This is a genomic window from Nonomuraea sp. NPDC050556 (assembly GCF_044457355.1).
Lineage (GTDB): Bacteria > Actinomycetota > Actinomycetes > Streptosporangiales > Streptosporangiaceae > Nonomuraea.
In genome coordinates this window covers 781,269-805,629 of sequence record NZ_JBITGU010000005.1, presented here as the reverse complement: position 1 = coordinate 805,629, position 24,361 = coordinate 781,269, and the positions used below count along the sequence as shown (strand labels likewise).

19 protein-coding genes and 1 pseudogene are annotated in these 24,361 nt (G+C 69.0%); 11 read left to right on the top strand and 9 right to left on the bottom strand.

Translation table 11 applies throughout. The features are described 5' to 3' along the window. Positions 1 to 20 precede the first annotated feature (20 nt). The 5 genes from ACIBG8_RS46115 to ACIBG8_RS46095 all read left to right on the top strand — a co-directional run bounded on the left by ACIBG8_RS46115 (position 21) and on the right by ACIBG8_RS46095 (position 11,699). Positions 21 to 3,557, top strand: coding sequence for a protein kinase (locus ACIBG8_RS46115; RefSeq protein ID WP_397349621.1), 3,537 nt, complete (start codon positions 21 to 23; stop codon positions 3,555 to 3,557). Between the two features lie 52 nt (positions 3,558 to 3,609). Next, positions 3,610 to 4,086: a hypothetical protein gene (locus ACIBG8_RS46110; RefSeq protein ID WP_397349620.1), complete on the top strand. Its 477-nt coding sequence runs from the start codon at positions 3,610 to 3,612 to the stop codon at positions 4,084 to 4,086. Between the two features lie 169 nt (positions 4,087 to 4,255). Further along, positions 4,256 to 4,801 (top strand): hypothetical protein, encoded by a 546-nt coding sequence (locus ACIBG8_RS46105; RefSeq protein WP_397349618.1) that lies wholly within the window; start codon positions 4,256 to 4,258, stop codon positions 4,799 to 4,801. Then, on the top strand, positions 4,801 to 6,897 hold the full coding sequence (locus ACIBG8_RS46100) for an SPFH domain-containing protein (RefSeq protein ID WP_397349617.1): 2,097 nt from the start codon (positions 4,801 to 4,803) through the stop codon (positions 6,895 to 6,897). The genes ACIBG8_RS46105 and ACIBG8_RS46100 overlap by 1 nt, the downstream gene beginning before the upstream one ends. Next, complete coding sequence (locus tag ACIBG8_RS46095) at positions 6,897 to 11,699, top strand: DNA repair ATPase (protein WP_397349616.1); 4,803 nt, start codon at positions 6,897 to 6,899, stop codon at positions 11,697 to 11,699. The genes ACIBG8_RS46100 and ACIBG8_RS46095 overlap by 1 nt, the downstream gene beginning before the upstream one ends. A 207-nt stretch (positions 11,700 to 11,906) precedes the next feature. Here the strand turns inward: ACIBG8_RS46095 and ACIBG8_RS46090 are convergent, their stop codons facing one another. The 6 genes and pseudogenes from ACIBG8_RS46090 to ACIBG8_RS46065 all read right to left on the bottom strand — a co-directional run bounded on the left by ACIBG8_RS46090 (position 11,907) and on the right by ACIBG8_RS46065 (position 17,199). Continuing rightward, a complete protein-coding gene (locus ACIBG8_RS46090) occupies positions 11,907 to 12,344 on the bottom strand; it encodes a hypothetical protein (RefSeq protein ID WP_397349615.1) in 438 nt (145 codons plus the stop codon). 225 nt (positions 12,345 to 12,569) lie between these two features. Then, a complete protein-coding gene (locus tag ACIBG8_RS46085; RefSeq protein ID WP_397349614.1) occupies positions 12,570 to 13,124 on the bottom strand; it encodes a hypothetical protein in 555 nt (184 codons plus the stop codon). 95 nt (positions 13,125 to 13,219) lie between these two features. Next, entirely contained in the window at positions 13,220 to 13,972 is a 753-nt protein-coding gene (locus tag ACIBG8_RS46080; RefSeq protein WP_397349754.1) for an ATP-binding cassette domain-containing protein, read from the bottom strand. 261 nt (positions 13,973 to 14,233) lie between these two features. Continuing rightward, positions 14,234 to 15,247, bottom strand: a pseudogene (locus ACIBG8_RS46075) (ATP-binding cassette domain-containing protein); the annotation flags it as partial. Between the two features lie 315 nt (positions 15,248 to 15,562). After that, the gene (locus ACIBG8_RS46070) at positions 15,563 to 16,456 is read right to left on the bottom strand and encodes a transposase (protein ID WP_397349264.1); all 894 of its coding nucleotides are present in this window, start codon (positions 16,454 to 16,456) and stop codon (positions 15,563 to 15,565) included. Positions 16,457 to 16,734: 278 nt separating this feature from the next. Further along, the gene (locus tag ACIBG8_RS46065) at positions 16,735 to 17,199 is read right to left on the bottom strand and encodes a MarR family winged helix-turn-helix transcriptional regulator (protein WP_397349613.1); all 465 of its coding nucleotides are present in this window, start codon (positions 17,197 to 17,199) and stop codon (positions 16,735 to 16,737) included. Positions 17,200 to 17,255: 56 nt separating this feature from the next. On the opposite strand from ACIBG8_RS46065, the gene ACIBG8_RS46060 reads away from it, so the two are divergent. Both ACIBG8_RS46060 and ACIBG8_RS46055 read left to right on the top strand, forming a co-directional pair. Further along, a complete protein-coding gene (locus ACIBG8_RS46060) occupies positions 17,256 to 18,386 on the top strand; it encodes an FAD-dependent oxidoreductase (protein WP_397349612.1) in 1,131 nt (376 codons plus the stop codon). 12 nt (positions 18,387 to 18,398) lie between these two features. Continuing rightward, entirely contained in the window at positions 18,399 to 19,085 is a 687-nt protein-coding gene (locus ACIBG8_RS46055; protein ID WP_397349611.1) for an HAD family hydrolase, read from the top strand. Here ACIBG8_RS46055 and ACIBG8_RS46050 read toward each other — a convergent pair. Further along, complete coding sequence (locus ACIBG8_RS46050; protein ID WP_397349610.1) at positions 19,014 to 19,868, bottom strand: dihydrodipicolinate synthase family protein; 855 nt, start codon at positions 19,866 to 19,868, stop codon at positions 19,014 to 19,016. The genes ACIBG8_RS46055 and ACIBG8_RS46050 overlap by 72 nt on opposite strands. A 72-nt stretch (positions 19,869 to 19,940) precedes the next feature. Here ACIBG8_RS46050 and ACIBG8_RS46045 point away from each other — a divergent pair, with 72 nt between their 5' ends. Beyond that, entirely contained in the window at positions 19,941 to 20,813 is an 873-nt protein-coding gene (locus ACIBG8_RS46045) for a LysR substrate-binding domain-containing protein (RefSeq protein ID WP_397349609.1), read from the top strand. On the opposite strand, the gene ACIBG8_RS46040 is transcribed toward ACIBG8_RS46045, so the two are convergent. Together ACIBG8_RS46040 and ACIBG8_RS46035 are read right to left on the bottom strand one after the other, a co-directional pair. Further along, the gene (locus ACIBG8_RS46040; RefSeq protein WP_397349608.1) at positions 20,759 to 21,613 is read right to left on the bottom strand and encodes a serine hydrolase domain-containing protein; all 855 of its coding nucleotides are present in this window, start codon (positions 21,611 to 21,613) and stop codon (positions 20,759 to 20,761) included. The two genes, ACIBG8_RS46045 and ACIBG8_RS46040, sit on opposite strands and share 55 nt — an antisense overlap. Before the next feature lie 5 nt (positions 21,614 to 21,618). Then, positions 21,619 to 22,011 carry a VOC family protein gene (locus tag ACIBG8_RS46035; RefSeq protein WP_397349607.1) on the bottom strand — a complete coding sequence of 131 codons (393 nt, stop codon included), beginning with the start codon at positions 22,009 to 22,011 and terminating at the stop codon, positions 21,619 to 21,621. A 74-nt stretch (positions 22,012 to 22,085) separates the two neighbouring features. Here ACIBG8_RS46035 and ACIBG8_RS46030 point away from each other — a divergent pair, with 74 nt between their 5' ends. From ACIBG8_RS46030 to ACIBG8_RS46020, 3 genes are all read left to right on the top strand, one after another. Further along, positions 22,086 to 22,985, top strand: a complete 900-nt coding sequence (locus ACIBG8_RS46030) for a polyprenyl synthetase family protein (RefSeq protein WP_397349606.1) — start codon at positions 22,086 to 22,088, stop codon at positions 22,983 to 22,985. 92 nt (positions 22,986 to 23,077) lie between these two features. Beyond that, on the top strand, positions 23,078 to 23,734 hold the full coding sequence (locus tag ACIBG8_RS46025; protein WP_397349605.1) for a hypothetical protein: 657 nt from the start codon (positions 23,078 to 23,080) through the stop codon (positions 23,732 to 23,734). A gap of 51 nt (positions 23,735 to 23,785) precedes the next feature. Then, a complete protein-coding gene (locus ACIBG8_RS46020; RefSeq protein ID WP_397349604.1) occupies positions 23,786 to 24,352 on the top strand; it encodes a hypothetical protein in 567 nt (188 codons plus the stop codon). The last annotated feature ends 9 nt before the right edge of the window (positions 24,353 to 24,361 follow it).

Genomic DNA, 24,361 nt, shown 5'->3' with positions numbered 1-24,361 from the left:
TCGTGGGATCTTCCTGAGGTATGGGAGATCCTGAGCGGATCGGCGACTACGCGATCGCCCGCCGTCTCGGCAGCGGCGGGCAGGGCGTGGTCTACGAGGCGTACGGCCAGGCCGGCGAGCGGGTGGCGCTCAAGGTGCTGCACCCGCAGGCCGCCCTGCGCCGTCCCTTCGACAAGGAGGTGAACGCGGCGCGCCGGGTCGCCGCGTTCTGCACCGCGCGCATCGTGGCCGCCGAGCTCGACGGGGCGCAGCCGTACGTCGTCAGCGAGTACGTGGCCGGGCCGAGCCTGCGCGCCGCGGTGGACGAGCGCGGGCCGTACACGGGCGACGACCTGCGCAGGCTCGCGATCGGCACCGCCACGGCCATGGCCGCCATCCACGACGCGGGCGTCGCGCACTGCGACCTCAAGCCGGAGAACGTGCTGCTCGGCCCGGACGGGCCGCGCGTCATCGACTTCGGCATCGCCCGCGTCGTCGACAACTCCCTGACCGCCGCCCGCGGCGTGATGGGCACGCCCGGCTACATGGCGCCGGAGCTGTTCTCCGGCGGCGCACCCGGTCCCGCGTCCGACGTGTTCGCCTGGGGCGCCGTGATCGTGTTCGCCGCGACCGGCAAGGCGCCGTTCGCCAAGGCCCACGTGGCTGCGGTGATCTACGACGTGTTACGCGCCGAGGTGAACCTCGACGCGCTGCAGGAGCCCTTGCGCGGGCTCGTCGCCGCGTCCCTCGCCAAGGTTCCGAGCGCCCGTCCGTCCGCGCGCGACCTGCTGCTCGGGCTGCTCGGCGGCGGGCAGCCCGACCTGCTCGACGCGGGCAGCAGGGAGGCCGCGGGGGTGCCCGGCGGCTCCGCCGCACCCGCTCTGGGGGTGCGGGCCGAGGCCGCGTTCGCGTCGCTCTCCCCGGCGGAGCAGGAGCTGGCCGACCAGGCGCTGCTGCGCATGGTCGGGCCGGGCGACGGCCTGGTCGGCGTGCGCCCCGACGAGCTGGACGGCATGGCGGACACCACGGTCGAGCCGGTCATCGAGGCGCTGGAAGCCGGCGGCGTCATCCACGAGGTACCCCAAGGCGGCTTCACGCTGACCAACGCGGCGCTCATCAGGGCCTGGCCCAGGCTCGGCGTGCTGGTGGCCAACGAGCGCGGCGGGCTGGCGACCTACCAGCGGCTCAGGACGGCAGCGGCCAACTGGCACGCGCACGGGCGCAGGGAGGGCGACCTCCACCAGGGCGTGGCGCTGGAGCAGGCGCTCGCCTGGTCGTCGGCGAACGAGCGCAGGATCGCGCTGAACCCGGTCGAGCGCGACTTCCTGGCCAGAAGCTCCGGACTGGTGCAACGCAGGACCAGAAGGCGCCGCGCGCTCACCGCAGCCCTGGTCGTCCTGACGGTGTCCGCGGTGGCGCTCGCCGGGCTCTCGGAGATCAACAGCAGGGCGGCCCAGCAGGCGGAGCGCCGTGCCACCGCGCGCGGCCTCGCGGCCAGGGCAGAGACGCTGCGCGACTCGGACCCGGCGGCCGCGCTGCTGCTCAGCGTGGCGGCCGCCCGCTCCGACCCGGGCGCCGACGCCGAGCGAGCCGTCCTGGGCTCGCTGGCCCAGCCCGACGTCGTACGGCGCAGCGACCCGTCGATCGGCGTCGGCGCCGACGGCAGGACGCTCATCCTGCCCGAGCACGACGTCATGACGATCAGCGACGCGGTCACCCGCGAACGGCTCGCCAGGGTGCCCGGCGCGGACTCCTCCGCCTGGTTCGCCTACCTGTCGGCCGACCGCTCCCTCCTGGCCACCCAGTCGTGCCAGGACCCCAACGCCTGCGACCTCGACCCGAGGGTGGTGACGGTACGGCGGGTGGCGACGGGCGAGCAGGTCGGTGAGCGGGTGACGATGGAGGCGCCGGGCGGCCCGCTGGTCTTCGACGGGCAGGCGCTGCTGCGCCGCGACGCCACCTGCGGCTCCTCGCCGCTCGTCGCGGGGGAACCGGCACCGGGCAGGATGGTGGCCTGCGTCAAGGACATGAACACGTTCGGGCTGGTCGACGCGCGCACGGGAAGGGTCCTTTCCTCCCGTCGCGCGGAGAAGGACCGGCTCATCCATCTGGCCCACCTGAGCCAGGACGGCAGGCTGCTGGCCACGCTCTGGACGCGCGCGTTCCCCGGCCCGCACGGGTACCCGCAGGAGATCACCGGCGTCGACCTGTGGTCGGTGGAAGGCGGCCGCCTGTCCGCGCTCGTCGCCCGCGGCGAGCTGCCCTCGTACGACTTCCCCAAGCGGGGATCGGGCACCATCTGCCTGCGCGGTCAGCTCGCCTTCAGCCCGTCGGGAACGCTTCTCGCCATCGAACGCTGCGGGCTCGTCACGCTTTGGGGCAACGTGTTCAACGACGAGACGCGGACGGGCAACCCCTTCTACGACGACTCCTGGCCGCCCGCGACGGTCCCGCTGGAGCTGCTCTCCAGCGTCGAGCAACCCATGAACTCGGCCCTCGCCTTCACCGCGGACGGCGGACTGCTGACCGTGCTCGGCGGCGGCGAGCTGCGGGTCACCGACACGAGCCCCTTCGCGCACCCGCCGCTCTCCCTCGGCCCGGTCAGGTCGGCGGCGTTCAGCCCGGACGGGCGGGTCCTGGCGGTCATGGACGACCGGCGGCTGCGGCTGGTCGACGTGGCCTCAGGGCGGGTGCTGCACACGCTGACCGGAGGCTGGGTCTCGCCGTTCTGGTCGGGGCAGCTCGACGTGCATCCCAACACCTCGCCGCTGGTCTTCTCGCGCGACGGCAGCCTGCTCGCCGTCAACGGGAACGGGGTGGAGGCGATGGTCGTCGACGTGGCGGCGGGAGCCGTACGGACGACCTTGACCGTGCCGGAGCAGCGGGTGGGCGACGTCTTCTCCATGGACTTCTCCGCCGACGGGTCGGAGCTGACGATGGCGACCTGGGCCGTGCAGGGAGCGGCCATCCGCGTCTGGGACGTGCGCACCGGACGCCAGACCAGGGTGCTCGAAGGGGCGATCGCCACCGCCGTGCGGCACGTGCCAGGCGGGCTGCTCGGCGCGCACCCGGACCTCGGCATGTGCGGGCTCGACCTGGTCAACGGGCTGACCGGCTGCTTCAAGACGCCCGGATACCTGACCGGGTACCTGGGCCTGTCGGCCGACGGGACCAGGGTCGCGCTGGGCATGGACGACGGCTCCGTGACGCTGTGGGACCTGCGCGCCAAGGCCCTGGCCGGGCCGATCCTGCGCGGGCACACCGGCGGCGCGGCCATCGCCGCCGCCTTCTCCCCCGACGGCAGCAGGATCGCCACCGGGGGCCGCGACGGGACGGTCAGGCTGTGGGATCTGGGCAGCGGCACGGAGATCGGGCTGCCGTTCAGGCACAGCGGCGACGTGGTCGCGCTGTCCTTCGGCGCGGACGGCCTGCGTTCCGTGGACGCGGGGGGCGGCGTGCACTTCCACCCGCTCACCCTCGACCGGGCCGTCGGCGTCGTGTGCGCCAGGGCGGGGCGCGCCCTCACCCCCGGCGAACGCACTGCCTATGACCTGCCCGTCGCCGGGTTTTCCTGTTGATCGGCACGGGGTAGATGCGCCCTGGGGGAAAGATCAAATTCCGGGGGGAATCATGAGGAAGACGACACACGTCGCACTGTGGGCGGCGCTGGCGATCACTGTCGGGGCGACGCCCGCCACGGCCGCTCAGCAACCGCCGCCGCCCGGCCTGGACGAGGAGGTCGACCTCGGCGTCAACGGGCTCAACCTGGGCGCGGGGCCGGGCAAGCGCACCAGTGTCTACGCGATCATGCTCACCAACGGCGGGCCGGCGACGGCGGAGAACGTTGTGGTCAGCGGTACGCTGCCGAGCTTCGTGAAGCTCGTCCACGCCACGCCGGACTCCTGCAAGCCGTCGGGGCGGCGCTTCCGCTGCTCGTTCCCGACCCTGGCAGCCGCGCAGGACCTGACGATCAGGCTGACCCTGAAGGCGGCGCAGAAGGCGGGTCCCGTCAAGCGGCTCAAGGTGATGGCCAAGAGCAGCAGCCTGGAGGCGAACATCAAGGACAACTCCAGCGTGATCACTTCCAAGTTCATGGGGATCCGCTAATTGCCGCCGGGGCCGCCCCGCGGCGGCCCCATTGCGGCCCCTTTGCGGCACGGCAAGTAGATCGCAAGTTGGCTGCAATGTCCGTATAAATACTCATAACCAATGAGTCGTGCGGATATAGTCGGCCTCCCACACCCAGGGGCCGCAACAAGGGGGATTCCACACGCCGATGGGCGAGTTCATCGACGCCGTGTTGTCTTTTCCGGCTGTGGTCTTCAGTTTCCTGCTCGTCATCGTCGTCGCCTACTGGCTTCTCGTCATCTTCGGCCTCACCGACCTGGACGACGACCTGCCGTGGCTGGGTCTCGGCGGTGTGCCCGCCGGGGTCTCCGTCTCCCTGATGGTGGCTCTGGCCTGGTTCTTCAGCCTGGCCGGTGGCGCCCTGTCACTGCCTGGCCTGCTCGTGCTGCCCGTCGCTGTCTTTGCGGGGTGGCTGGGAGCGCGACTGATCGCGCTCCCCTTGCGCAGGCTGTTCCCCAACACCAGGCAACCCTCCCGACACGACTTCGTCGGCCTCCACTGTGTGATCCGTACAGGTCAGGCCTCCACTGACTTCGGCCAGGCCGAAGTCACCGCCGCCGACGGCTCCACCGCCATCGTCCAGGTACGGACGACCGGCACGGACCACCTCAAGAGCGGCGACAACGCTCTCATCTTCGAATACGACGCAGACGGTGAGTTCTTCTTCGTCATGCCGTATGAAAGGGAACACTGATGGGTGTCATCTCCACCGGCTTCGGCATTCTGCTCGCGGTCGTCCTCATCGTCATCGTCGGCCTCCTCGTCGTCATCAGCCGCCTTTTCCGCAAGGTCGAACAGGGCCAGGCGCTGATCATCTCCAAGGTCAACAAAGTCGACGTGACGTTCACCGGCGCGGTCGTCTTACCTGTCTTCCACAAGGCCGAGATCATGGACATCTCGGTGAAGACCATCGAGATCGCCCGGTCCGGCCGTGAGGGCCTCATCTGCCGCGACAACATCAGGGCCGACATCCGCATCACCTTCTTCGTCCGCGTCAACAAGACGGCGGAAGACGTCATCAAGGTCGCGCAGGCCATCGGCACCGTACGGGCCAGCGCGGAGCAGACGCTGCAGGAGCTGTTCGCGGCCAAGTTCTCCGAGGCGCTGAAGACGGCCGGCAAGCACCTCGACTTCGTCGACCTCTACACCAAGCGCGACGAGTTCCGCGACGAGATCGTCCGCCTCATCGGCACCGACCTCAACGGCTACAGCCTCGAGGACGCGGCGATCGACTACCTGGAGCAGACCTCGCTGCTCTCCCTGGACAAGAGCAACATCCTGGACGCCCAGGGCATCCGTAAGATCACCGAGCTGACGGCTCTGGAGCACGTGCGGACCAACGAGTTCACCCGCGCCGAGGAGAAGGAGATCACCCGCCAGAACGTGGACGCCCGCGAGGCCATCCTCGAACTGGAGCGCCGCCAGGCGGACGCGGAGATCAAGCAGCGCCGCGAGATCGAGACGATGAAGGCGCGCGAGGAGGCGGAGATCGCCCGCGTGCAGGCCGAGGAGCGGCTGCGCGCCACGTCCGCCAACATCAAGACCGACGAGCAGCTCGGCATCCAGCACGAGAACCGCGCACGTGAGGTCGCCGTGGCGGAGAAGAACAAGGAACGCGTCATCGCCATCGAGAGCGAGCGCATCGAGAAGGACCGCATGCTGGAGGTCATCTCCCGCGAGCGCGAGACCGAGCTGTCGCGCATCTCCAAGGACAAGGAGCTCGAGACGGAGAAGCGCTCGATCGCCGAGGTGATCCGCGAGCGGATCGTGGTCGAGCGCACGGTCGCCGAGCAGGAAGAGTCGATCAAGAAGCTGCGCGCCCTCGAAGAGGCGGAGCGCCTGCGCCAGACCACGATCATCGCGGCCGAGGCGGAAGCCCAGGAGCACCTGGTCAAGGACATCAAGGCGGCAGAGGCGGCGGAGGCGGCCTCCAAGTTCAAGGCGCGCGAGGAGATCGTCCTCGCCGAGGCCAGGCAGCAGACGGCCGACCTCGACGCGCGGGCCAAGATCAGGCTCGCCGAGGGCATCCAGGCCGAGGCGGCGGCGACCGGGCTGGCCGAGGTCCAGGTGCGCGAGCGGGACGCGGAGGCGATCGAGAAGGTCGGCCGCGCCGAGGCGCTGGTCCTGGGCGAGAAGCTCAGGGTCGAGGCCGAGGGCGCGAAGTCGATGGCCCTGGTCGAGGGCGACAGGCTCAAGGCGCAGGCCGAGGGCGAGCAGGCGATGGCGTTCGCGCAGGCCGCGGCGGTGGGCGAGAAGCTCAAGGCAGAGGCCGAGGGTCTGACGGAGAAGGCGGCCGCGATGGCGGCGCTGGACGAGGCGTCGCGCGGGCACGAGGAGTTCCGGCTCCGTCTGGAGGCCGACACGTCGGTCAAGCTCAAGCAGATCGACGTCAACAGGGAGATCGCTTCCGCGCAGGCGAGCGTGCTGGCAGCGGGCCTGGCGAAGGCGAACATCGACATCGTCGGCGGCGACACGATGTTCTTCGACAAGGTGGTCGGCTCGATCACCGCCGGCAAGGTCGTCGACGGGTTCGTCGAGCACTCCTCGGTGGCGCAGTCGCTGGCCGAGCCGTACCTCAACGGGACGGCCTCGCTGACGGCGGACCTCGGGCGGATCATCGGCGGGATCGACACCGCCGACGTCAAGAACCTCACGATCTCGGCGCTGCTCATGCAGCTGATGCAGCAGGGCGGACCCGAGTCGGCGAAGCTGGGCGAGCTGCTGGAGCACGCGCGCCGCATCGGGGTGGCCGACTCGTCGGTCGCGGCCCTTACGGCGGCAAAGGGCTGATGTCCGTGGATCAGGGCCTTGAGGCCGGAACCTATGAGGTCCTCAGGAACCGGCTCATCGGGCAGGCGCGCGAGCTCGCCGCGGCGGCGGAGGCGGTCAACGCCAAGCGCCTGACCGTCTTCGGCGGCGCCGAGCTGCGGCTGCTGGGGACGGAACGCATCCGTACGGAGAACAACTGCGTGCCGCGCGACATCGTCTCCCTGGGGGACCGGATGTTGTTCGGCTACAACGTGTTCATCGGGCTCAAGCCGGAGACGGCTGTGGATGACGTGTTCTCCGTCCACAGGTTCGCCCGCACCGACGATGCGTTCAGGTTCGACCCGGCACAGTGGGAGGCGCTCACCGACCCCGCCTTCCAGAAGGACTTCGCCGAGTTGTACCGCTACTACAAGGAGGCCCGCCTCCAGACCCTGCGCCGGGTCGAGGGCAAGCTCCTCGCCGTCTTCAGGACGGGGCCCTCGGACACGAGGGTCCTGCGCTGGGGCGTGAGCACCACCGGAGCCGCGAAATACCAGGACAACCGCGGGGAGCGCGACCACGTCTTCCCGCCGTCGCACGACTTCGAGTGGACGGTCACCACCCGCGACGACCACGTGCTCGGCCGCCATCCGCACATCTCGATCGAGGGCGAGGTCTTCGTCGAGACCGTCGGCGGCGACCTCACCATCAAGATCGAGAACAACACGGAGACCGGCGAGGGCATCTACCGCGAGCCGGTGGCCGAGCCGCTGCAGTCGCTGGCCGACGCCGACGTCGAGCACGCCAGGGTCGGCCCGCTCATCCTGCTGCGGGTCAAGCCCTACAAGGAGACCGAGTGGCGCCACCTGGTCTTCAACACCCGCACCAAGTCCGTGACCAGGCTCGACGGCATCGGCCAGGCCTGCCAGCGGCTGCCTGAGGACCAGGGCATCATCTTCCCCGGCGGCTTCTACCTGGCGACCGGCATCAGCAAGACGTTCGACACCGACGTCGCCGACCTGGAGTTCGAGCGGGTGGTGCGCTCGCCCAACGGTGAGGACGTGCTCTACGTCTTCCACGCCCAGGGCGACGGCCGCTCGCTGCTCCTGCCGTACAACGTGATCAGGAAGGAGGTGGCCAACCCCATCCCGTGCCACGGCTTCTCGCTGTTCGACGACGGCACGATGGTGGTCTTCCGCGCCACCTCCGACGAGCCGACGCGCGTGCACCCGATGCAGGTCTGGCAGACGCCCTACGTCTCCGACACCTACGCGGCGGCGCAGCCGACCGGCACCGGGCCGCTGGAGCGCATCGGCAACGCCGAGCTGGTGCGCGGCATCTCCGACTGCCTGTCCGTGGCGCGGATGGTCGAGGAGATGGCGCCCTCCATGGGCACGTTCGAGGCGCTGATCGCCTCGTGCACGCGCGCCTTCGACCACTACCACTGGCTGGGCGAGCAGGGGTTGCGCGGCCCGCTCGCCGACGTGCGGGCCACCGCCGAGCAGGTGCTCGACGAGTACGAGAACGTCGAGCAGCTCACCCTCCAGGCCGCGTCGACGCTGGAAACGGCTTCCGAGGAGACCCTGACGCTGGTACGGCAGGCCGCCGCGGACTCGCCGGTTTCTGCCGACGCCTGGATCGCGCTCCTGGCCGGGTTGCGCAGGGCACAGGGACGCCTCGTCACCCTGCGCGAGGTGCGCTACATCGATCTGGCGCGGCTGGATGCGCTCGGGGAGCGGCTGTCCGGCGAGCTGACGTCCGTGGGCAGGCGGGCCGTCGACTTCCTGTCCGGTTCCGACGCCTTCACGGGCTATCACGCGGCCGTCGATCAGCTGGCCACCGACGCCTCCGCGATCGCCACCGTGGCCGAGGCGGCGCCGGTGGCCGAGCGCCTGGCCACCCAGTCCGAGGGGCTGGGGGTGGTCACCGAGGTCGTCGGGTCGCTCGACATCGCCGACGCGACCGTGCGCACCTCCATCCTGTCGCGCATCGGCGAGGTGCTCGGCGGGGTCAACCGGGCGCGCGCCGTGCTCGACGGGCGGCGCAAGGAGCTGCTGTCCGTCGAGGGGCGCGCCGCTTTCTCGGCGGAGTTCGCGCTGCTCGGGCAGGCGGTGACCGGGGCGCTGGCCGTCGCGGACACCCCTGAGCGGTGCGACGAGCAGCTCGGGCGGCTGATGCTGCAGCTGGAGAACCTGGAGTCGCGCTTCGGCGAGTTCGACGACTTCGTGGCGCAGCTGACCACCAAGCGGGAGGACGTCTACGAGGCGTTCTCCGCGCGCAAGCAGTCGCTGCTCGACGCGCGGGCGCGGCGGGCCGACCGGATCACCCAGTCGGCCGAGCGCATCCTGGGGAGCATCTCGCGGCGGGTGGCGTCGCTGGGGTCGCTCGACGAGGTCAACACCTACTTCGCCACCGACTCGATGGTGTCCAAGCTGCGTGCGGTGGCCGACGAGCTGCGCGGGCTCGGCGACGCCGTACGGGCAGAGGAGCTCGAAGGGCGCATCAAGGCGGCGCAGCAGGAGGCGGGGCGGGCGCTGCGCGACCGGCTCGACCTGTTCTCCGACGGCGGCGAGACGTTGCGGCTGGGGCGGCACCGGTTCGCGGTCAACACCCAGCCCATCGACCTCACGCTGGTGCCGCACGACGGCGAGATGCACTTCTCGATCACCGGCACCGACTACCGGTCGCCCGCTCCCGCGTCCTTCGGCGCGACCCGGCCGTTCTGGGACCAGCTCGTGGTGTCGGAGTCTTCCTCCGTCTATCGAGGGGAGCATCTGGCGGCGTCGTTGCTGGGGTCGGTGCGGGCCGGGGACTCCCTTCCCGATCTCGTACGGCAGGCCGCCGAGGAGCGCTACGACGAGGGGTACGAGCGCGGCGTGCACGACCACGACTCGGCGATGATCCTTGACGCCGTGCTGCGCCTGCGCGAGGGCGCGGGGTTGCTGCGCTACTCCCCGGCGGCTCGCGCCGCAGCTCAGCTGCTGTGGGCCTTCGGTTTGGACGACGTTTCACGTAAAACATTGACCACCAGAGCGGTGTCGCTGGCCCGCGCTCGCGACACCTTCGGCGCCTCCGCCCTGGCCCCGCTCTACGCAGAAGCAGCCGCCACGATCGCGGGTTTCCACGCTTCGCTCAGCACCTGTCCCCCAGACACCGCGCTCGCGGGCGAATACCTCGTCGAGGAGCTGGCGGCCAAGCCGTTCGGCTTCGTCACCAGCAACGCCGCCCGCCAGCTCCTCGACCGTTTCCGCCAGACGCTGGGGTCGGTCAAGGTGCGCGAGTTCGAAGAGGAGCTCAAGCAGCTCCCCCTCCCCGAGCGCCTCCAACTCGCCCACGCCTGGCTGGGCGGCTTCGAGGACGCGCCCGAGCTGCCCGAGGCGGTGGCGCTGCAGCTCTGTGACCTGCCGCGCCACGACTCCAGCGCCTCGCTCGTCGCCACCGTCGACGGCCTGCTCGGCACGCACGCACGGATCGCCGACAGGAAGCTGGAGATCCGCCTCGACGAGTTCCTCACCAGGACCCGCTCGTTCGCGGAGGACCAGGTGCCCGCCTACCGCGCCTACCAGAAGCAGCGCGGCGAGCTGGTGGCCGCTGAGCGGTCCCGGCTGCGGCTGGACGAGTACAAGCCCAAGGTCATGAGCGCCTTCGTCCGCAACCGCCTGCTCGACGAGGTCTACCTGCCGCTCATCGGCGACAACCTGGCCAAGCAGGTCGGCGCGGCAGGTGAGGGCAAGCGCACCGACCAGATGGGCCTGCTGCTGCTCATCTCGCCGCCCGGCTACGGCAAGACCACGCTGATGGAATACGTCGCCAGCCGCCTCGGCCTGGTCTTCGTCAAGGTCAACGGGCCCGCCCTGGGGCACGGCGTCACCTCGCTCGACCCTGAGGAGGCGCCCGACGCGACCGCCAGGCAGGAGGTGGAGAAGATCTCGTTCGCGCTGGAGTCCGGCAACAACACGCTGCTCTACCTCGACGACATCCAGCACACCTCGCCGGAGCTGCTGCAGAAGTTCATCTCGCTCTGCGACGCGCAACGGCGCATCGAAGGCGTGTGGAACGGGCGCACCCGCACCTACGACATGCGCGGCAAGCGGTTCGCCGTGTGCATGGCGGGCAACCCGTACACCGAGTCGGGGCAGCGGTTCCGCATCCCGGACATGCTGGCCAACCGGGCCGACGTGTGGAACCTGGGCGACGTGCTGAGCGGGCGCGACGAGCTGTTCGCGCTCAGCTACATCGACAACGCGCTGACCTCCAACCCCGTGCTCGCGCCCCTGTCGACGCGCGCTCGTGGGGACGTCGAGCTGCTGGTACGGCTGGCGCGCGGCGACTCCTCGGTCCGGGCCGACCAGCTGGAACATCCCTACTCGAAGGTGGAGTTGGAGCAGATCCTCGCCGTGTTGCGCAAGCTCGTCAGGGTGCAGGAGGTGGTGCTGGCCAACAACCAGGCTTACATCGCCTCGGCGGCGCAGTCGGAGGATTCACGTACGGAGCCTCCGTACAAGCTGCAGGGGTCTTATCGGAACATGAACAAGCTGGCCGAGCGCATCGTTCCGGCGATGAACGACGAGGAGCTGGAGGCGGTGATCGACGACCACTACACGGGTGAGGCCCAGACGCTCACCTCGGGGGCCGAGGCGAACCTTCTCAAGCTCGCGGAGCTGCGCGGGAGGATGACGCCGGAGCAGCAGGCCCGGTGGGCGGAGGTCAAGACCGCCTACCTGCGGACGCGGGCGCTGGGCGGCGCGGAGGACGACCCGATGACCCGCGCCGTCGGCGCCATCGGCCTGCTGGCCGACCGCGTCAGCGACATCGGCACCGCCATCCGCCACGCAGAACGCTGACCCCCACCCTCGCCCAGGCCCCCCTGGGCGAGGCACCCCCTCGCAACGCCTTCGCGGCGCCGAACACGCTGCCCTCCCCGCGCCGCGCTCACCAGCTCGACGGTCTTTGCCGTACTGTCCTGAGCCCCTCTTTGCCTCGCTCGCCGTCTCGCCGTCACCCCCCGGAATCCCTGGTCACGCTCCTCTTCCTAGCCACGGTGACGGGCGCTAGCCGATCTCCACCCACTCACTGCACTCCCACTTGTCGGTCTTCACGCACGAGCGGTAGTAGTACCCCTTCCTGCTCACCACGGCCTTGGTGGTGGCGACGCTGCGACCGTAATCGAGCGTGACCCGGCAGGAGTGGTACGTCTCCCCCTGGTCCTTCGACCAGTCGATCGAGATCTGATCGTCCGCCCGCAACCCGGTGCCCTTCGTCCAGAGGTACTCGCGCCCCTTCTGCGTCGTCCCGCTGAAGAGGTGCCCGTTGCCGTTGCGGCCGATGACCGTGGTGATGGAGTACTTCATGCTGAGGTGGAGCGAACCTGGGGACTTGGCCTGGGTGCCACACGGCAGCGGCCCGGTGGCCGCGGCGGCCGGAAGGCCGGGGACGAGGACACCACCAGCGACCGCGGCGGCCAGCACGAGCGTGGACAGGGTGCGCATCTGCTCCTCCTTCGTCGAACATCGAGTCGATGCGAGGAACGTAGGCGCAGGCGTGTTGAGGTTACGTTGAGGATCCGCCGAGATCACCCGACGCCCGGCCGTACCTCCTCCCGCGGCCCCTTTGGATCCAGAGCCGCGCGCCTCGATCAGGCCCCGCGCACGGACCGGCATCGCGTCACCAGAGGCCCTGACCACTCAAACCCTTCCAGCAGCGCCCGCGCGGGGTCAGAGAATGCCATCCGAATAGTGCTCGACGATCGTCGTGACGATGCCGCCGTCGTCGTAACTCACCTCGGCGAGGATGGCCTTCGGCCCCTTCTTGTCCCCGAGGTACGACTCGAGCTGCTCGATGGTGCACGGCCCCGTGCCCGCACCGTCGTCATCCGCGGTGATCGCCCCGTCCTTCGACGGGCACAACCCCGAGCCCGAGCTGAGCACCTTGGACTCCTCTGAGATCAGGACGGCCTGCGCCTCGCCGGTCGGCACCAGCTTGATGCCGGGTCCGGTGGCGCTCTTGTCGTCCTTGACGGTCTTCACCTCGTCGATCATGAGCTTCCCCGGAGCCATCAGGGTGACCTTGCCGAACATCGAGGTCGTCTTGGCGTCGGCGTCCGACTGCTCGTCACCCCCAGCTGACGGCTTGGCGTCAGCTGGGGAACTGGACTGAGCTGCAAGCGCGGTGGGTTGGCCAGCGGGTACGGCTGCGCCTGAGGTCTGACCACCACCGCAGGCAGTCAAGACGCCGATGCTCAACGCCACGGTGATCACGATGCTTCGCACGATGCGGGATTCCTTCCAGGGACGATGTAGATGCCTGGTGAGAATCCCAACGAGCCGTTGACGATTGATGGACCTTGCCTAAGCTGCCGTCTAGGTCAGCGCCGGACAACCTGCCCTTCAGACAGCTCCAGACGCGTACCAGCGAAACCGGCCCGCATCCGCCGATCATGCGTAACCACCACCAACGCCCCTTGAAACACGGTCAGCGCCTCCTCCAACTGCTCCACCAGCGCAGGCGAGAAGTGGTTGGTCGGCTCGTCGAGCAGCAACAGATCCACCGGCGCGGTGACCAACCGAGCCAACTCAACCCGGCGCCGCTGCCCATACGACAGATCCGCCACCTGAACCATCAGATCCGCAGGCCGGAACAGCCCGAGCGACAGAAGCTCCTCCACATACTCCTCAGCCGCCCCCTCCCGCCCGTAGGCATAGGCCCCCAGGACGGTCTCGTATGGCCGAGCCAGCCACTCGTGCTGCCGAAGATGCCCAACCCGCGCAGGCTCAGGCAACCGTACGGTCCCGGACGATGGAACCAGCTCACCGGCAAGGACCTGCATGAGCGTGCTCTTGCCAGCACCGTTGTGCCCCGTGACCAGCACCCGCTCTCCCTGCCGGACTTCAAGCCGAGGAACAACCAACCGCCCCTCCACCCGAACCCCCACCAACTCCGCAACCACCGCCCGATCACCCGTGGGCGGCACAGCCACCCCTGCAGAAGGCTCGGACAAACCCAACCCGCCCCTTTCCCACACAGCTCCACTGGCCGAGTGCTCGCTTCCCGACCCTCCCGCCACGAGCGCAGGCGCAGCCCCGCCCGACACGCGCGCAGGCCCACCTCCGCCCGACATTCGCGCACCCGCGGATCCGCCCGACGCGGGCGCGTCCGACAGAAGCGCGCCCGTCGACCCGCCCGCCCCGCGTTCGGCCGACGCGCGCACACCCGTGGATCCGGCCGACGCGAGGCCGCCCGACGCGCGCGCAGCCGTGGATACGCCCGGCGCGGGTCGTGCCAATGCGGGTGCGTGGACCTTGTGGGTGGATGTGGTCGGTTCTTGAGTGGCGGCGGTTGTCGTGGATGTGGGTGGTGTGTGGGGGGATGTGGGTCGTGCGGACGTCGGGGTGGGGATGGTGAAGCGCAGTGGGGTGGGTGGGGGTGGGATGGGGTTGGCGTGCAGTGCCTCCAAGCGGGCGTGTGACTGTTTGATGCGGCTCATCGCGCCGTGGGAGCAGGAGCGGGCGCGCCACGCACCCGTGCCCATCCCCGCCTGGGCCACCTTGCGGGGGATCGCCGCCAGCCGTCCGGCGTTCGCGGTCACCAGCGACGCGTGTCGCCCCACCTCCTGCACGAACTCCTCATACGAGCGGATCCAGGCCTGGCGTTCGGCGGCCTTGGCGGCCAGGTAGCCCTGATAGCCGTCGCCGTACCTGCGGACCTTGCCCAGGTCGACCTCGAGGATCGTCGAGGTGATGCGTTCGAGGAACACGCGGTCGTGAGTGATGGCGACCACGGTCCCGCGGTGGCTGCGCAGGTGGTCTTCGAGCCAGCCGACGGCCTGGTCGTCCAGGTCGTTGGTGGGTTCGTCGAGGAGGAGCAGTTCTGGGGACGACGCCAGGGTGGCGGCCAGCGCGAGCCGGGAGCGTTCGCCGCCGGACAGGGTGTCGAGGCGTCTTGTGCGGTTGAGGGTGGGGAGGCCCAGGTTGTGCAGGGCTACCTCAAGACGGGTGTCCGCCTGGTAGCCGCCGCGGGCTTCGTAGGCCTCGATCAGCCTGCCGTACGCCTCCAGGTCGGTCAGGTCGGCTTCCGCGGTGCGCATCTGGGTCTCGAGGTCGCGGAGGTCGGTCATGGCCAGGTCGATGGCGTCCTGGACGGTGGCGTGGCCGGGGAGGTCGAGGGTTTGGGGCAGGTAGCCCGTTCCTCCTGGGGCTGTCACTGTGAGGTCGCCGTTGTCGGGGGCTTCGCGGCCGGCGATGAGCTTGAGGAGGGTGGACTTGCCTGAGCCGTTGTCGCCGATCACGCCTACCTTTTCGCCTGGTTTGACGGTCAGGGAGATGCGGTCGAGGACTACTCGGTCGGCGGTGTAGCGCTTGGTGACTTCGGTGAGGGTTAGTTGGGCGGTACGCATGAGGGCGTCAACTCCTGTTCGTGGTGAGTAGGGCTTACGTGCGGAGCGGGGCTCAACGCGCGTTCGGCGATCACAGGAACATGGAGCACATGTGGATGAAGATAGGCGCCCTTGTGGCACCTGTCAAGACGGACCGTCTCGTCTTCTCTCCGTCACCTCAAAGGGAACCCCGTCACGACGAGCGTGGGCGCGGGGGTTGGGCGCGGAGGTGTATGAGAGCGCGAGGGAAGCGCGCGGCGGGGTGGGGTTAGAGGTGGGCGGGAGCGCGAGGAAAAGCGGTGGGGTGAGGGCTAGATCGTTGATGTGAAATTCGGGTCAGTGGTCGTAGGGGGTCAGGGACCGTTTCACGGGTGCGCCGGTGTTCCAGTTGTGCCAGATGACGGTGTTGAGGGCGAGGATGCGCTGGCTGATACGTGCCCAGAGGCCGTCGGTGTGGCGGGCGTTGTGGCGTTCGAGGCCGAGTTGGTTCTTCAGGGTCCAGATGATCGCTTCGATGCGTTGGCGTAGCCAGCCGGGGAACGGACGATGGGCGGGTTCGTCGTCACGGGTTGGCCGGATCAGCGGGTGGCCCAGGTCGGCGGCGGCTTTCTCGATGCCGGCGCCGGCGAAGCCCTTGTCGCAGACGATCGGGCAGGGCCCGGGCGCGATTGGGTGGATGTGCAGCAGGTGAAGAGCCTGTTTGCGTTCGTCGAGTTCTTTGGGGCAGGCCAGGCTGAAGGCGGTCACCGCGCCGTCGGCGGTGGTGATCAGCATCAGTTTGGCGCCCCAGTAGAAGGCGTGGTGGGACTTGTCCATGCCGTATCCGGCGATCTCGCCCAGGGCGGAGCGGTTGACCGTCACTCGTGAGGCGCCGCAGCGAACCGGGGTACCGTCCATCAGCCTGAGTGGTTCGTGCCAGGTCGGGATCTGGCGGGCCAGCCATAACGCCGCCGCCGACATCTGCGGGCCCAGGCCGCGCAATTGCCGGTTGTAGACGGCCTGGGACGGCAGCCGCGGGAACAGATGACCGATCCGGGCCGCGGCCGTCCGCAGCCAGTAGCGCTCTTGATCGCAGCGCAGCAGCACCTGCGCCACCGCCACGACCACCGCTTCGGCCGGGGTCAGCACCGGCGGCCGGCCCCGCCGTCGCGGGCCTTGCCGGGAAGGCATGACGTGATCGTCCAGATGCACGTAGAGTGCGATCAGAAGGGCGTCTAGGTCAGTTCTCACACACCGACCATGGACGCCCTTCGACATGTCCGCAGCCAATCACGCATTTCACATCAGCGATCTAGGGGTGGGTGGTCCAGAGGCGCGTGGGGCTAGAGGCGGGTGGGGCTAGAGGCGGCAGCGCGCGGGAGAAGGCGGGGGTTGGTCGGGTTAGCGCTGCGTGGGGTTGGGGGTGCGCGGGGTTGGGGGTGCGTGGGGTTGGGGGTGCGCGGGGTTGGGGGTGCGTGGGGTTGGGGGTGCGTGGGGTTGGGGGTGCGTGGGGTTGGGGGTGCGTGGGCTTAGAGGTGCAGGGTGGCGGTGCGTTGGATTTCGGTGGCTTGGCGCATGAAGTCGATGATGAGCTCCAACTCCGCGTCCGTATAACGGGAGTACAAGTCCGCCAGACCGGCCATCAACGGGCCGAAGAGGTCGCCGAAGCCCATCAGGCGCTCCTCGTTGATCTCGACGATCACCCGCCGCCGGTCCTTCACGTCGCGGAGTCTGCGGACGAACCACTTGGCCTCCAGCCGGTCGATCAGGCCGCTCACCGAGGCTGGGGCCAGGCCTGTCAGGCGGCCGATCTCGCCAGCCGTCAAGGGGCCATGGCGCTGGAGGAGGTCCAAAGTCTTCTCCTCGGTCACACCCAGGCCGATGCGTTCGCCGATCGCGGCGTGGAACATGACGGCCGCGTTGCTGTTCTCCCGCCCCACCACCGCCAGCTCGTCGAGAAGTTTCTTTCGCTGCTCCGAAATATCTCTGGACACCGCGACCTCCTCATGCCTATATTTCGTTCGACCGAACGAAATGAAAGGATAACACGATGAAAGCTCTGATTGTCGGATGCGGGATCGGTGGACCAGCCACCGCCATGGCCCTCCAGAAGGTCGGCATAGAAGCCGAGATCTACGAAGCCCACAACGACACCGCAGAAGGCGTCGGCTCGTTCCTCAACATCGCCTCCAACGGCCTCGACGCCCTCCGCACCCTGGGCGCCCACCGCCAGGTCATGGCCGCCGGCATCCCCACCCCCAAGATGGTCATGTGGAGCGGCACAGGCAAGCGCCTGGGCGCGGTCGACAACGGCATGCCCCTGGAAGACGGCACGGTCAGCCACACGATCCTGCGCTCCGACCTCTACCGCATCATCCGCGACGAGGCCACATCCCGAAATATCCCTATCAAGTACGGCAAGCGGCTCCAAGCCGTAAGCGACGGCAAAACGAGCGTCACCGCCACCTTCGAAGACGGCACCGAAGCCACCGCCGACCTGCTCATCGCCGCCGACGGCGTCCACTCCCGCACCAGGACCCAACTCGACCCGAACGCCCCCAAACCCAGGTACTCAGGCCTCTACAGCTTCGGCGGCATCGTCAAGGACCCCACCATCACCGGTGAGCCAGGCGTCTACAACATGGTCTTCGGCAAGCGCGCCTTCTTCGGCTACACCGTCGCCGAGAGCGGCGAGACCTGGTGGTTCGCCAACCTCCCCAGAAAGGAGGGCGACGTCCCAGACGACTGGAAGCCCGTCCTCGTCGACGCCTTCAAGCACGACGACAACTTCTCCGCCGACCTCATCCAGCGCAGCCCGGTGGAGCTCGCCCTCCCCATCCACGACCTCCCCCCGATCCCCACCTGGCACCGCGGCAGGGTGGTGCTCACCGGCGACGCCGCGCACGCCACCTCCCCCAGCTCCGGCCAGGGCGCCTCGCTGGCCATCGAGGACGGGATCGTCCTGGCCAGGTGTCTGCGCGACGACCGCGACCCGTTCGCCCAGTTCGAGAAGCAGCGCCGCGCGCGGGTGGAGCGCGTGGTGGAGTACAGCAGGAGGATCAGCAACAGCAAGGCAGCAGGCCCGGTCGGGAGGGTCTTCCGCGACCTGATGATGCCGATCTTCCTCAAGCGCGAGGCAAGCGACCTGTCCTGGATGTACCGCCACCACCTAGCGCTCTGAGAAAATGCCCTTATGGCCTATAAAGCGGTGATTTTCGACTTCTTCGGCACCCTGACCGTGTCGGTCCCCGCCGCACACCGGGTCACGGCCGTCGGCGAGCTCGCCGCCGCGATCGGCGCTCCGGCGGACGCGTTCCGCGAGGCCTGGTGGGGCAGCTGGTCCCAGCGGAGCGTCGGCGAGATGGGCGCCTTCCCCGAAGCCCTGCGCACCGTGGCCCAGAGCCTCGACGTCACCCCGAGCCACGAGCAGGTCGGCCAGGCCGTACAGATCCGCCAGGCCAACGAGCGCAGGTTCATGAGACTGCGCGAGGACACGCTGACCACGCTGGAAGCCCTCCAGAAGCGAGGCCTGGTCGTCGGCCTGATCAGCGACTGCACCGACGACCTCCCGGAGGAGTGGCCAGGCTGCCCGGCGGCGCCGTACATCGACAGCCCGGTCTTCAGCTACGTGGCCGGCGTCAAGAAGCCGGACCCGCGCATCTACGCCCTGGCCTGCCAGTCCCTCGGCGTCCAGCCGGAAGACTGCCTGTACGTCGGAGACGGCGGCAGCGACGAGCTGGCCGGCGCGACCAAGGCGGGCATGACCGCGCTGAAGATCCAGGACCAGGGCGAGAACCACCGGTTCGACTCAGGCGTCTGGACCGGCGCCGAGATCGAGCAGCTGGGTGACCTTCTCGACGGAGGACGGCTGGGCGGGTAGCAGCGGCAGCCGTACGGAAGCCGTCGGGATCAGCCCCAGAGCGTGCAGCACCCCCTTGAGCACCGTCGGGTTCGGCTCGGTGAACAGCGCGGCGGACAGCGGCGCCAGCGAGTGCCCGAGAGCGCGCGCCCGAGCCACGTCCCCGGCCTGCCACGCGTGGGCCAGCTCGGCGAAGTCCCTGGTCCGCAGGTGCGCCGAGGCGAGAATGCCCCCGGAGGCGCCCAGACCGAGCAGGGGGGAGATGACCACGTCGTCGCCCCCCATAACCGAAAAGTCCGGAAGCGAGGCGCCCAGCAGCTCGACGGCGTCCTGGTCGACCCCGCCCGTCGCGTACTTCACCCCGACGATCCGCGGGTGCGCGGCCAGCTCCACCAGCGCACGAGCGCTCAACGCCTGCCCGGTCCGATAGGGAATGTGGTAGATCACGATCGGCACCGGCGAGGACGCGGCCATCGCCTGGAAGTGCGCCACGACCCCCCGCTCACCAGGACGCACGAAAGCAGGCACCGTCACCAGAGCAGTGGCAGAAACCGGAACCTCCGGCAAGGGCGCGCCCACGATCAACGGCGTGCCCCGCTCGCGCGAGACCTGCTCGCACACGGAGATCACCGAGGCCCGCTCGTCGAACGTCAGCGCCCCGACCTCGCCCGTCGTCCCGAGCGCCACCAGCCCGGCAGCCCCCTCGTCGAGCGCGTGGTGGGCCAGCTTCTCCACAGCGGAAAGGTCCACCGATCCAGAGGGGGAGAACGGCGTGATCAGCGGTACGTAGATCCCAGTCAGCATGCGACCCAGCCTGACCCACCCCCATCATGAAGGTCCAGCGACGATTTCTGACTTCGAGCGTAAGATGATCTGATGCTCGACCCCCGCAAGCTCCGCCTCCTCCGCGAGCTGGCAGCGAGAAAGACCATCGCCGCCGTCGCCGAGGCGATGGCGTTCACCCCGTCGGCCGTCTCCCAGCAGCTCGCCGCCCTGGAACGCGAGGCGGGCGTCCCCCTGCTGGAGCGCACCGGCCGCACGGTCACCATGACCCCGGCCGGGCACCTGCTGGTCGAGCACGCGCGAGCCGTACTCGAACAGCTCGACCGCGCGTCGGCCGCGATGGCCGCCACGAAGACCCACCTGTCCGGCCCGTTCAGGATCGGCGCCTTCCCGACGGCGGCGCGCACGCTGCTCCCGCCCGCGCTCAGGGAGCTGGCCAGGCAGGGCCTGGAGCCGATGGTCGACGAGATCGACCCCGCCGACGTCTCGGCGGCGCTACGCGCGGGCGAGCTCGACGTCGCGCTGGTCCACGAGTACGACTTCGTGCCAGCCGTGACCGACGGCAGCGTCGAGACCGAGGCGCTGTTCACCGAGCCGATCTACCTGACGAACCGGCCCAGCCTCGACGCGGCCAGGGACGACGCCTGGATCCTCAGCAAACCGGGCACCCTCTGCCACACCATGGCGATCAGGGCCTGCCAGGCGGCGGGGTTCGAGCCGCGCGTCGCCCACCACGTGGACGACTTCGACGCCGTCCTCGCCTTCGCCGCGCACGGCCTCGGCGTGGCGCTGATCCCGAAACTGGCCGCCCGGCCGCACCGGGGCGTCACCCTGACCGCGCTGCCGATCAGCCGCCGCACCCTCATGGCCTTCAGGCGAGGGTACGGCGAGCATCCCGCGATCCGGGCATTTCACGACAGTATGGCGTCGATCACCGATTGGGAGGCGGAGGTGTCCCCGTCGTAGGCGCCGTCGTTGACCGCGATGACCAGGCTCTTACCCGGCACCACGACGAGCCGCTGCCCGCCGTTGCCGAACCCGCCGACCCAGTCGTCGCAGACCCACCACTGGTAACCGTACGAAGTCCCCTCGTCGATGGCCACCTTCGGCTGCGTGGCCTCCGCGATCCACGAGGCGGGGACGATGTCGCGCCCCTGGTCGAGCACGAGCTGCCCGATCGCCGCCAGGTCGCGCGGGCGTAGCCGCAGCCCGGAGGCGGGCGAGGCGATGCCGTCGTCCCCGGCCATCCAGACAAAGTCGGAAATGCCCAGCGGCGCGAAGAGCCGTGACCGGGCGAACTCCTCCAAAGTCAGCCCGGTCCCGTCGGCGATGAGCTTGCCGATCAGCGCGGTCGCGCCGCCGCAGTAGTGCCAGCTCGTCCCGGGTTCCTCGACCAGCGGCCGCGACAGGATGAACTCGTACCGGTCGTCGGCCATCTCCATGGCGATCTCGCTGTTGGCCGTGCTGGTGTACGGCACGCTCTCGTCCCACTCGATGCCCAGCGTCATCGTCAGGGCATGCCTGACCAGCAGCTCAGGCCTCTTGGAGGAAACAGGTTCATCGGGCGACGGCACCGAGCCCTCGGCCAGCGCGATCCCGTAGAGCAGCCCGGTGACGCTCTTGGTCACCGAGCGCAGGTCGTGCAGCGTGTCGGGCCCGAACCGCACGTGCCCCAGCGGCTGGCCCCACGAGAAGTCCTCCCCCTCGCCGTACTCCTCCAGGAACACCTCACCGTGACGCAGGGCCACAACAGCGTGCACACCCATTCAGTTCACTCCTTGTCGTGATGGCAGACCGCCTCCAGCATGATCCCAAAAGGGTCCGTCCAGAACATGGCGTAGTAAGTCGCAAAATACTCGGGAAAAAACCGAGGCGGGTGAAGCACTTCCCCCAATTTCACGTGCTCGTGTACGGCATGCACAGCCGACCTGGTCGGCACCATGAACGCCAGGTGCTGCAGCCCCGTCCTGTGCCGCGAGTAGCCGCCCTCCTCCAGCGCCGGGTAGAAGAACACGAACGTCCCCGGCTTGCCCCCCGCAGGCTGGTACGAGAACTGGTCGTCGGCGCTGAAGAACTCCTCGAAGCCGACGAGCGGCATGAGCGCGTCGTAGTACGCCTTGGCCGCGCCAAGGTCGGGAACGTTGATCCCGAGATGCCCGATCATGCGGCCATAGTGCCTGAGAACCGGCTCAGCGTCTCTCAGTGAGGGCACAGGGATGATCAGCCAGGCTCGTGACCATGGATCAGTTGCTGAATTTCCCGGCGGTGGCCGACGGTCTGCGCAAGGTGGAGAACCGCATCAGGCGGCTGAGCGGTTCGTCCACGCTGCCCGGCATCAACCAGGGCGCCGAGCACGTCATCACCGCCGGTGGCAAGCGGCTGCGCCCGGCGCTGACCCTCGCGACGGCGCTGGCGCTGGGCAAGACCCCCGACCGCCGGGTGATCACCGCGGCGGCGTGCGTCGAGCTGATCCACGCGGGTTCCCTCGTCCACGACGACCTCATGGAGGACGCCAAGACGCGCCGAGGCACCACCACGCTCAACGCCGACCTCGGCACGGGCAAGGCCCTGGTGATCGGTGACTTCATGCTGGCCAGGGCGGGCCTGGCGGCGATCACGTCCGTCTCGCGGCCGGTCGCCGAGGTGCTCGCGGCGACCATGGTCGAGCTGGCCGAGGGGCAGTACCTGGAGACCGTCGACCTGTTCAACCGGCACCGCACGCAGGAGAACGCCCTGCGCTCGATCACCGGCAAGACCGCCTCGCTGTTCCGCGCCGGGTGCCTGGTGGCCGCGATCTGCGCGCACGCGAGCCCGGAGGAGCGGGCCAGGATGGCGACGTACGGCGAGCGGTTCGGGCTGATCTTCCAGATCCTCGACGACCTGATGGACCTCACCGGCGACGTGCGCGAGGGCGTCTACACCCTTCCGCTGCTCCGCGCGCTGGAGAAGGACCCCGGCCTCCTGGACGGCGACGTCGCGGCCAACCTCGCCCGCTCCACGATCGTCCCGGACACCCTGGCGTACTGCAGGGAGCTCGCCGCGGAGTCGCTCTGCACCGATCCGCTCCTGGCCAACCTGCCGTCTACATACATCAACAAGGTGGAAAAAGCGCTCTCGACCTGCGTTGACGCCCGGTAGTCGAGATTTGTTGGAACTATTGGTAGGAATACCGCCACAATCCCTGGAAGTGTGCTCATACTGGAGGCAGATCGCCCAACAGGAGCATGCTCATGCGGAAGCCATCCCCTCGCATGACCTCGGAGGAGCCGCTAGATCCGGCCCACTTCCTTCAGCTCGCCGCGGTGGATTTCAGCGGCATCTACGCGGTGCATCTCGCCGCGAAGGACGAACGTCTGAAAATGACCAGGCTCGCGATGAGCCTGCTGTCCGTCCCGTTCGTCGCCGCGACCGCTCTGGCGAGCACCGGGGTGATCCATCCGTCGAACCTGACGCAGTGGGCGAGCGTGCCGCCCTACCTGTTCGCGTTAGTAGCGATCTTCGGGGTGTTCGGCATCCTGCCCTACCTCCGGCTGATCGAGGCGGTCAACGCCCACGGCAGGACGGCCAGAGCGCTCAACAACTTCCGCCTGCTCTACGTCACGCGCCTCAAGGACGAACTGGACTGGCAGCCCAACCTGCCGGTCGACCCGCGCTTCCCCGAGACCTTCGCGCCCCTGACCTGGCCGGGGATCAACGTCATGATGATGGCGATCGTCAACTCCGCCTACTTAACGATCGGCATCACCGGACTCAGCGGCGCTGAACCGGACGCCCTGCTGCTGGTGATCAGCATCGGGCTCGTCTCGCTCGTGCACTACCTGGTCTACTACGTGCGCTGCAACGTGACGCGGCGCCGCAGACTCCCCCACGACATCCTGGAGATCTAAATGCAGCGCCCAACGGAGTGGGCATCATGTGGGGAGGCGTGGATCTGGCTGATGCGCCATGTGTGGATCGACGGAGCCCCGGCCGACGACGACCGCGGCCCGATCATCGAGGCCCCGCCCGTCCTGTTCGAGATCGCCGACCCGCTGTGGAACGATCCCATCCTCGAGCGGTACGGCGACGCGACCAAGGCCACGCTGTACGCGCGGAAGTTCACCCAGAGCATCGTCATCCCCCCGTTCAAGTACAGCTACGGCGCCCGGATCAACGGCCAGGTGGAGTGGGCGGAGGACCTGCTGAAGGCCAAGCCGTACAGCAAGAGCGCGTGGATCTCGCTGACCTCGCCGGGCGAGCCGTACGACCAGGTGCCCTGCCTGATCGGGCTGGCCTTCAGGATCAGGGACGACCGGCTGGTGATGACGGCGACCTTCCGGTCGCAGAACGCCTTCACCTGCTACCTGAACTATGTGCCGCTCGCAGACGTCCAGGCCGAGATGGCGCGGCATCTCGGCCTGGATCGCGGGCCCATGCGGGTCTTCGTCGACGTGCCGCACCTCTACCTGGCCGACCTGGCCCAGGTACTGGCGGTGACCAGGTCTCAAGCGTTCTGCAACCCTTAGTGGCTAGAT

What these genes read in the sequence shown, in the direction of transcription:
- ACIBG8_RS46080 (WP_397349754.1), bottom strand. Translation starts at nt 13,972, where the DNA reads ATGTCGGGCGGAGGTGGGCCTGCGCGCGTGTCGGGCGGGGCTGCGCCT.
- ACIBG8_RS46100 (WP_397349617.1), top strand. Translation starts at nt 4,801, where the DNA reads ATGGGTGTCATCTCCACCGGCTTCGGCATTCTGCTCGCGGTCGTCCTC.
- ACIBG8_RS46115 (WP_397349621.1), top strand. Translation starts at nt 21, where the DNA reads ATGGGAGATCCTGAGCGGATCGGCGACTACGCGATCGCCCGCCGTCTC.
- ACIBG8_RS46095 (WP_397349616.1), top strand. Translation starts at nt 6,897, where the DNA reads ATGTCCGTGGATCAGGGCCTTGAGGCCGGAACCTATGAGGTCCTCAGG.
- ACIBG8_RS46025 (WP_397349605.1), top strand. Translation starts at nt 23,078, where the DNA reads ATGCGGAAGCCATCCCCTCGCATGACCTCGGAGGAGCCGCTAGATCCG.
- ACIBG8_RS46110 (WP_397349620.1), top strand. Translation starts at nt 3,610, where the DNA reads ATGAGGAAGACGACACACGTCGCACTGTGGGCGGCGCTGGCGATCACT.
- ACIBG8_RS46050 (WP_397349610.1), bottom strand. Translation starts at nt 19,868, where the DNA reads ATGCTGACTGGGATCTACGTACCGCTGATCACGCCGTTCTCCCCCTCT.
- ACIBG8_RS46060 (WP_397349612.1), top strand. Translation starts at nt 17,256, where the DNA reads ATGAAAGCTCTGATTGTCGGATGCGGGATCGGTGGACCAGCCACCGCC.
- ACIBG8_RS46020 (WP_397349604.1), top strand. Translation starts at nt 23,786, where the DNA reads ATGCGCCATGTGTGGATCGACGGAGCCCCGGCCGACGACGACCGCGGC.
- ACIBG8_RS46040 (WP_397349608.1), bottom strand. Translation starts at nt 21,613, where the DNA reads ATGGGTGTGCACGCTGTTGTGGCCCTGCGTCACGGTGAGGTGTTCCTG.
- ACIBG8_RS46055 (WP_397349611.1), top strand. Translation starts at nt 18,399, where the DNA reads ATGGCCTATAAAGCGGTGATTTTCGACTTCTTCGGCACCCTGACCGTG.
- ACIBG8_RS46035 (WP_397349607.1), bottom strand. Translation starts at nt 22,011, where the DNA reads ATGATCGGGCATCTCGGGATCAACGTTCCCGACCTTGGCGCGGCCAAG.
- ACIBG8_RS46030 (WP_397349606.1), top strand. Translation starts at nt 22,086, where the DNA reads ATGGATCAGTTGCTGAATTTCCCGGCGGTGGCCGACGGTCTGCGCAAG.
- ACIBG8_RS46105 (WP_397349618.1), top strand. Translation starts at nt 4,256, where the DNA reads ATGGGCGAGTTCATCGACGCCGTGTTGTCTTTTCCGGCTGTGGTCTTC.
- ACIBG8_RS46090 (WP_397349615.1), bottom strand. Translation starts at nt 12,344, where the DNA reads ATGCGCACCCTGTCCACGCTCGTGCTGGCCGCCGCGGTCGCTGGTGGT.
- ACIBG8_RS46045 (WP_397349609.1), top strand. Translation starts at nt 19,941, where the DNA reads ATGCTCGACCCCCGCAAGCTCCGCCTCCTCCGCGAGCTGGCAGCGAGA.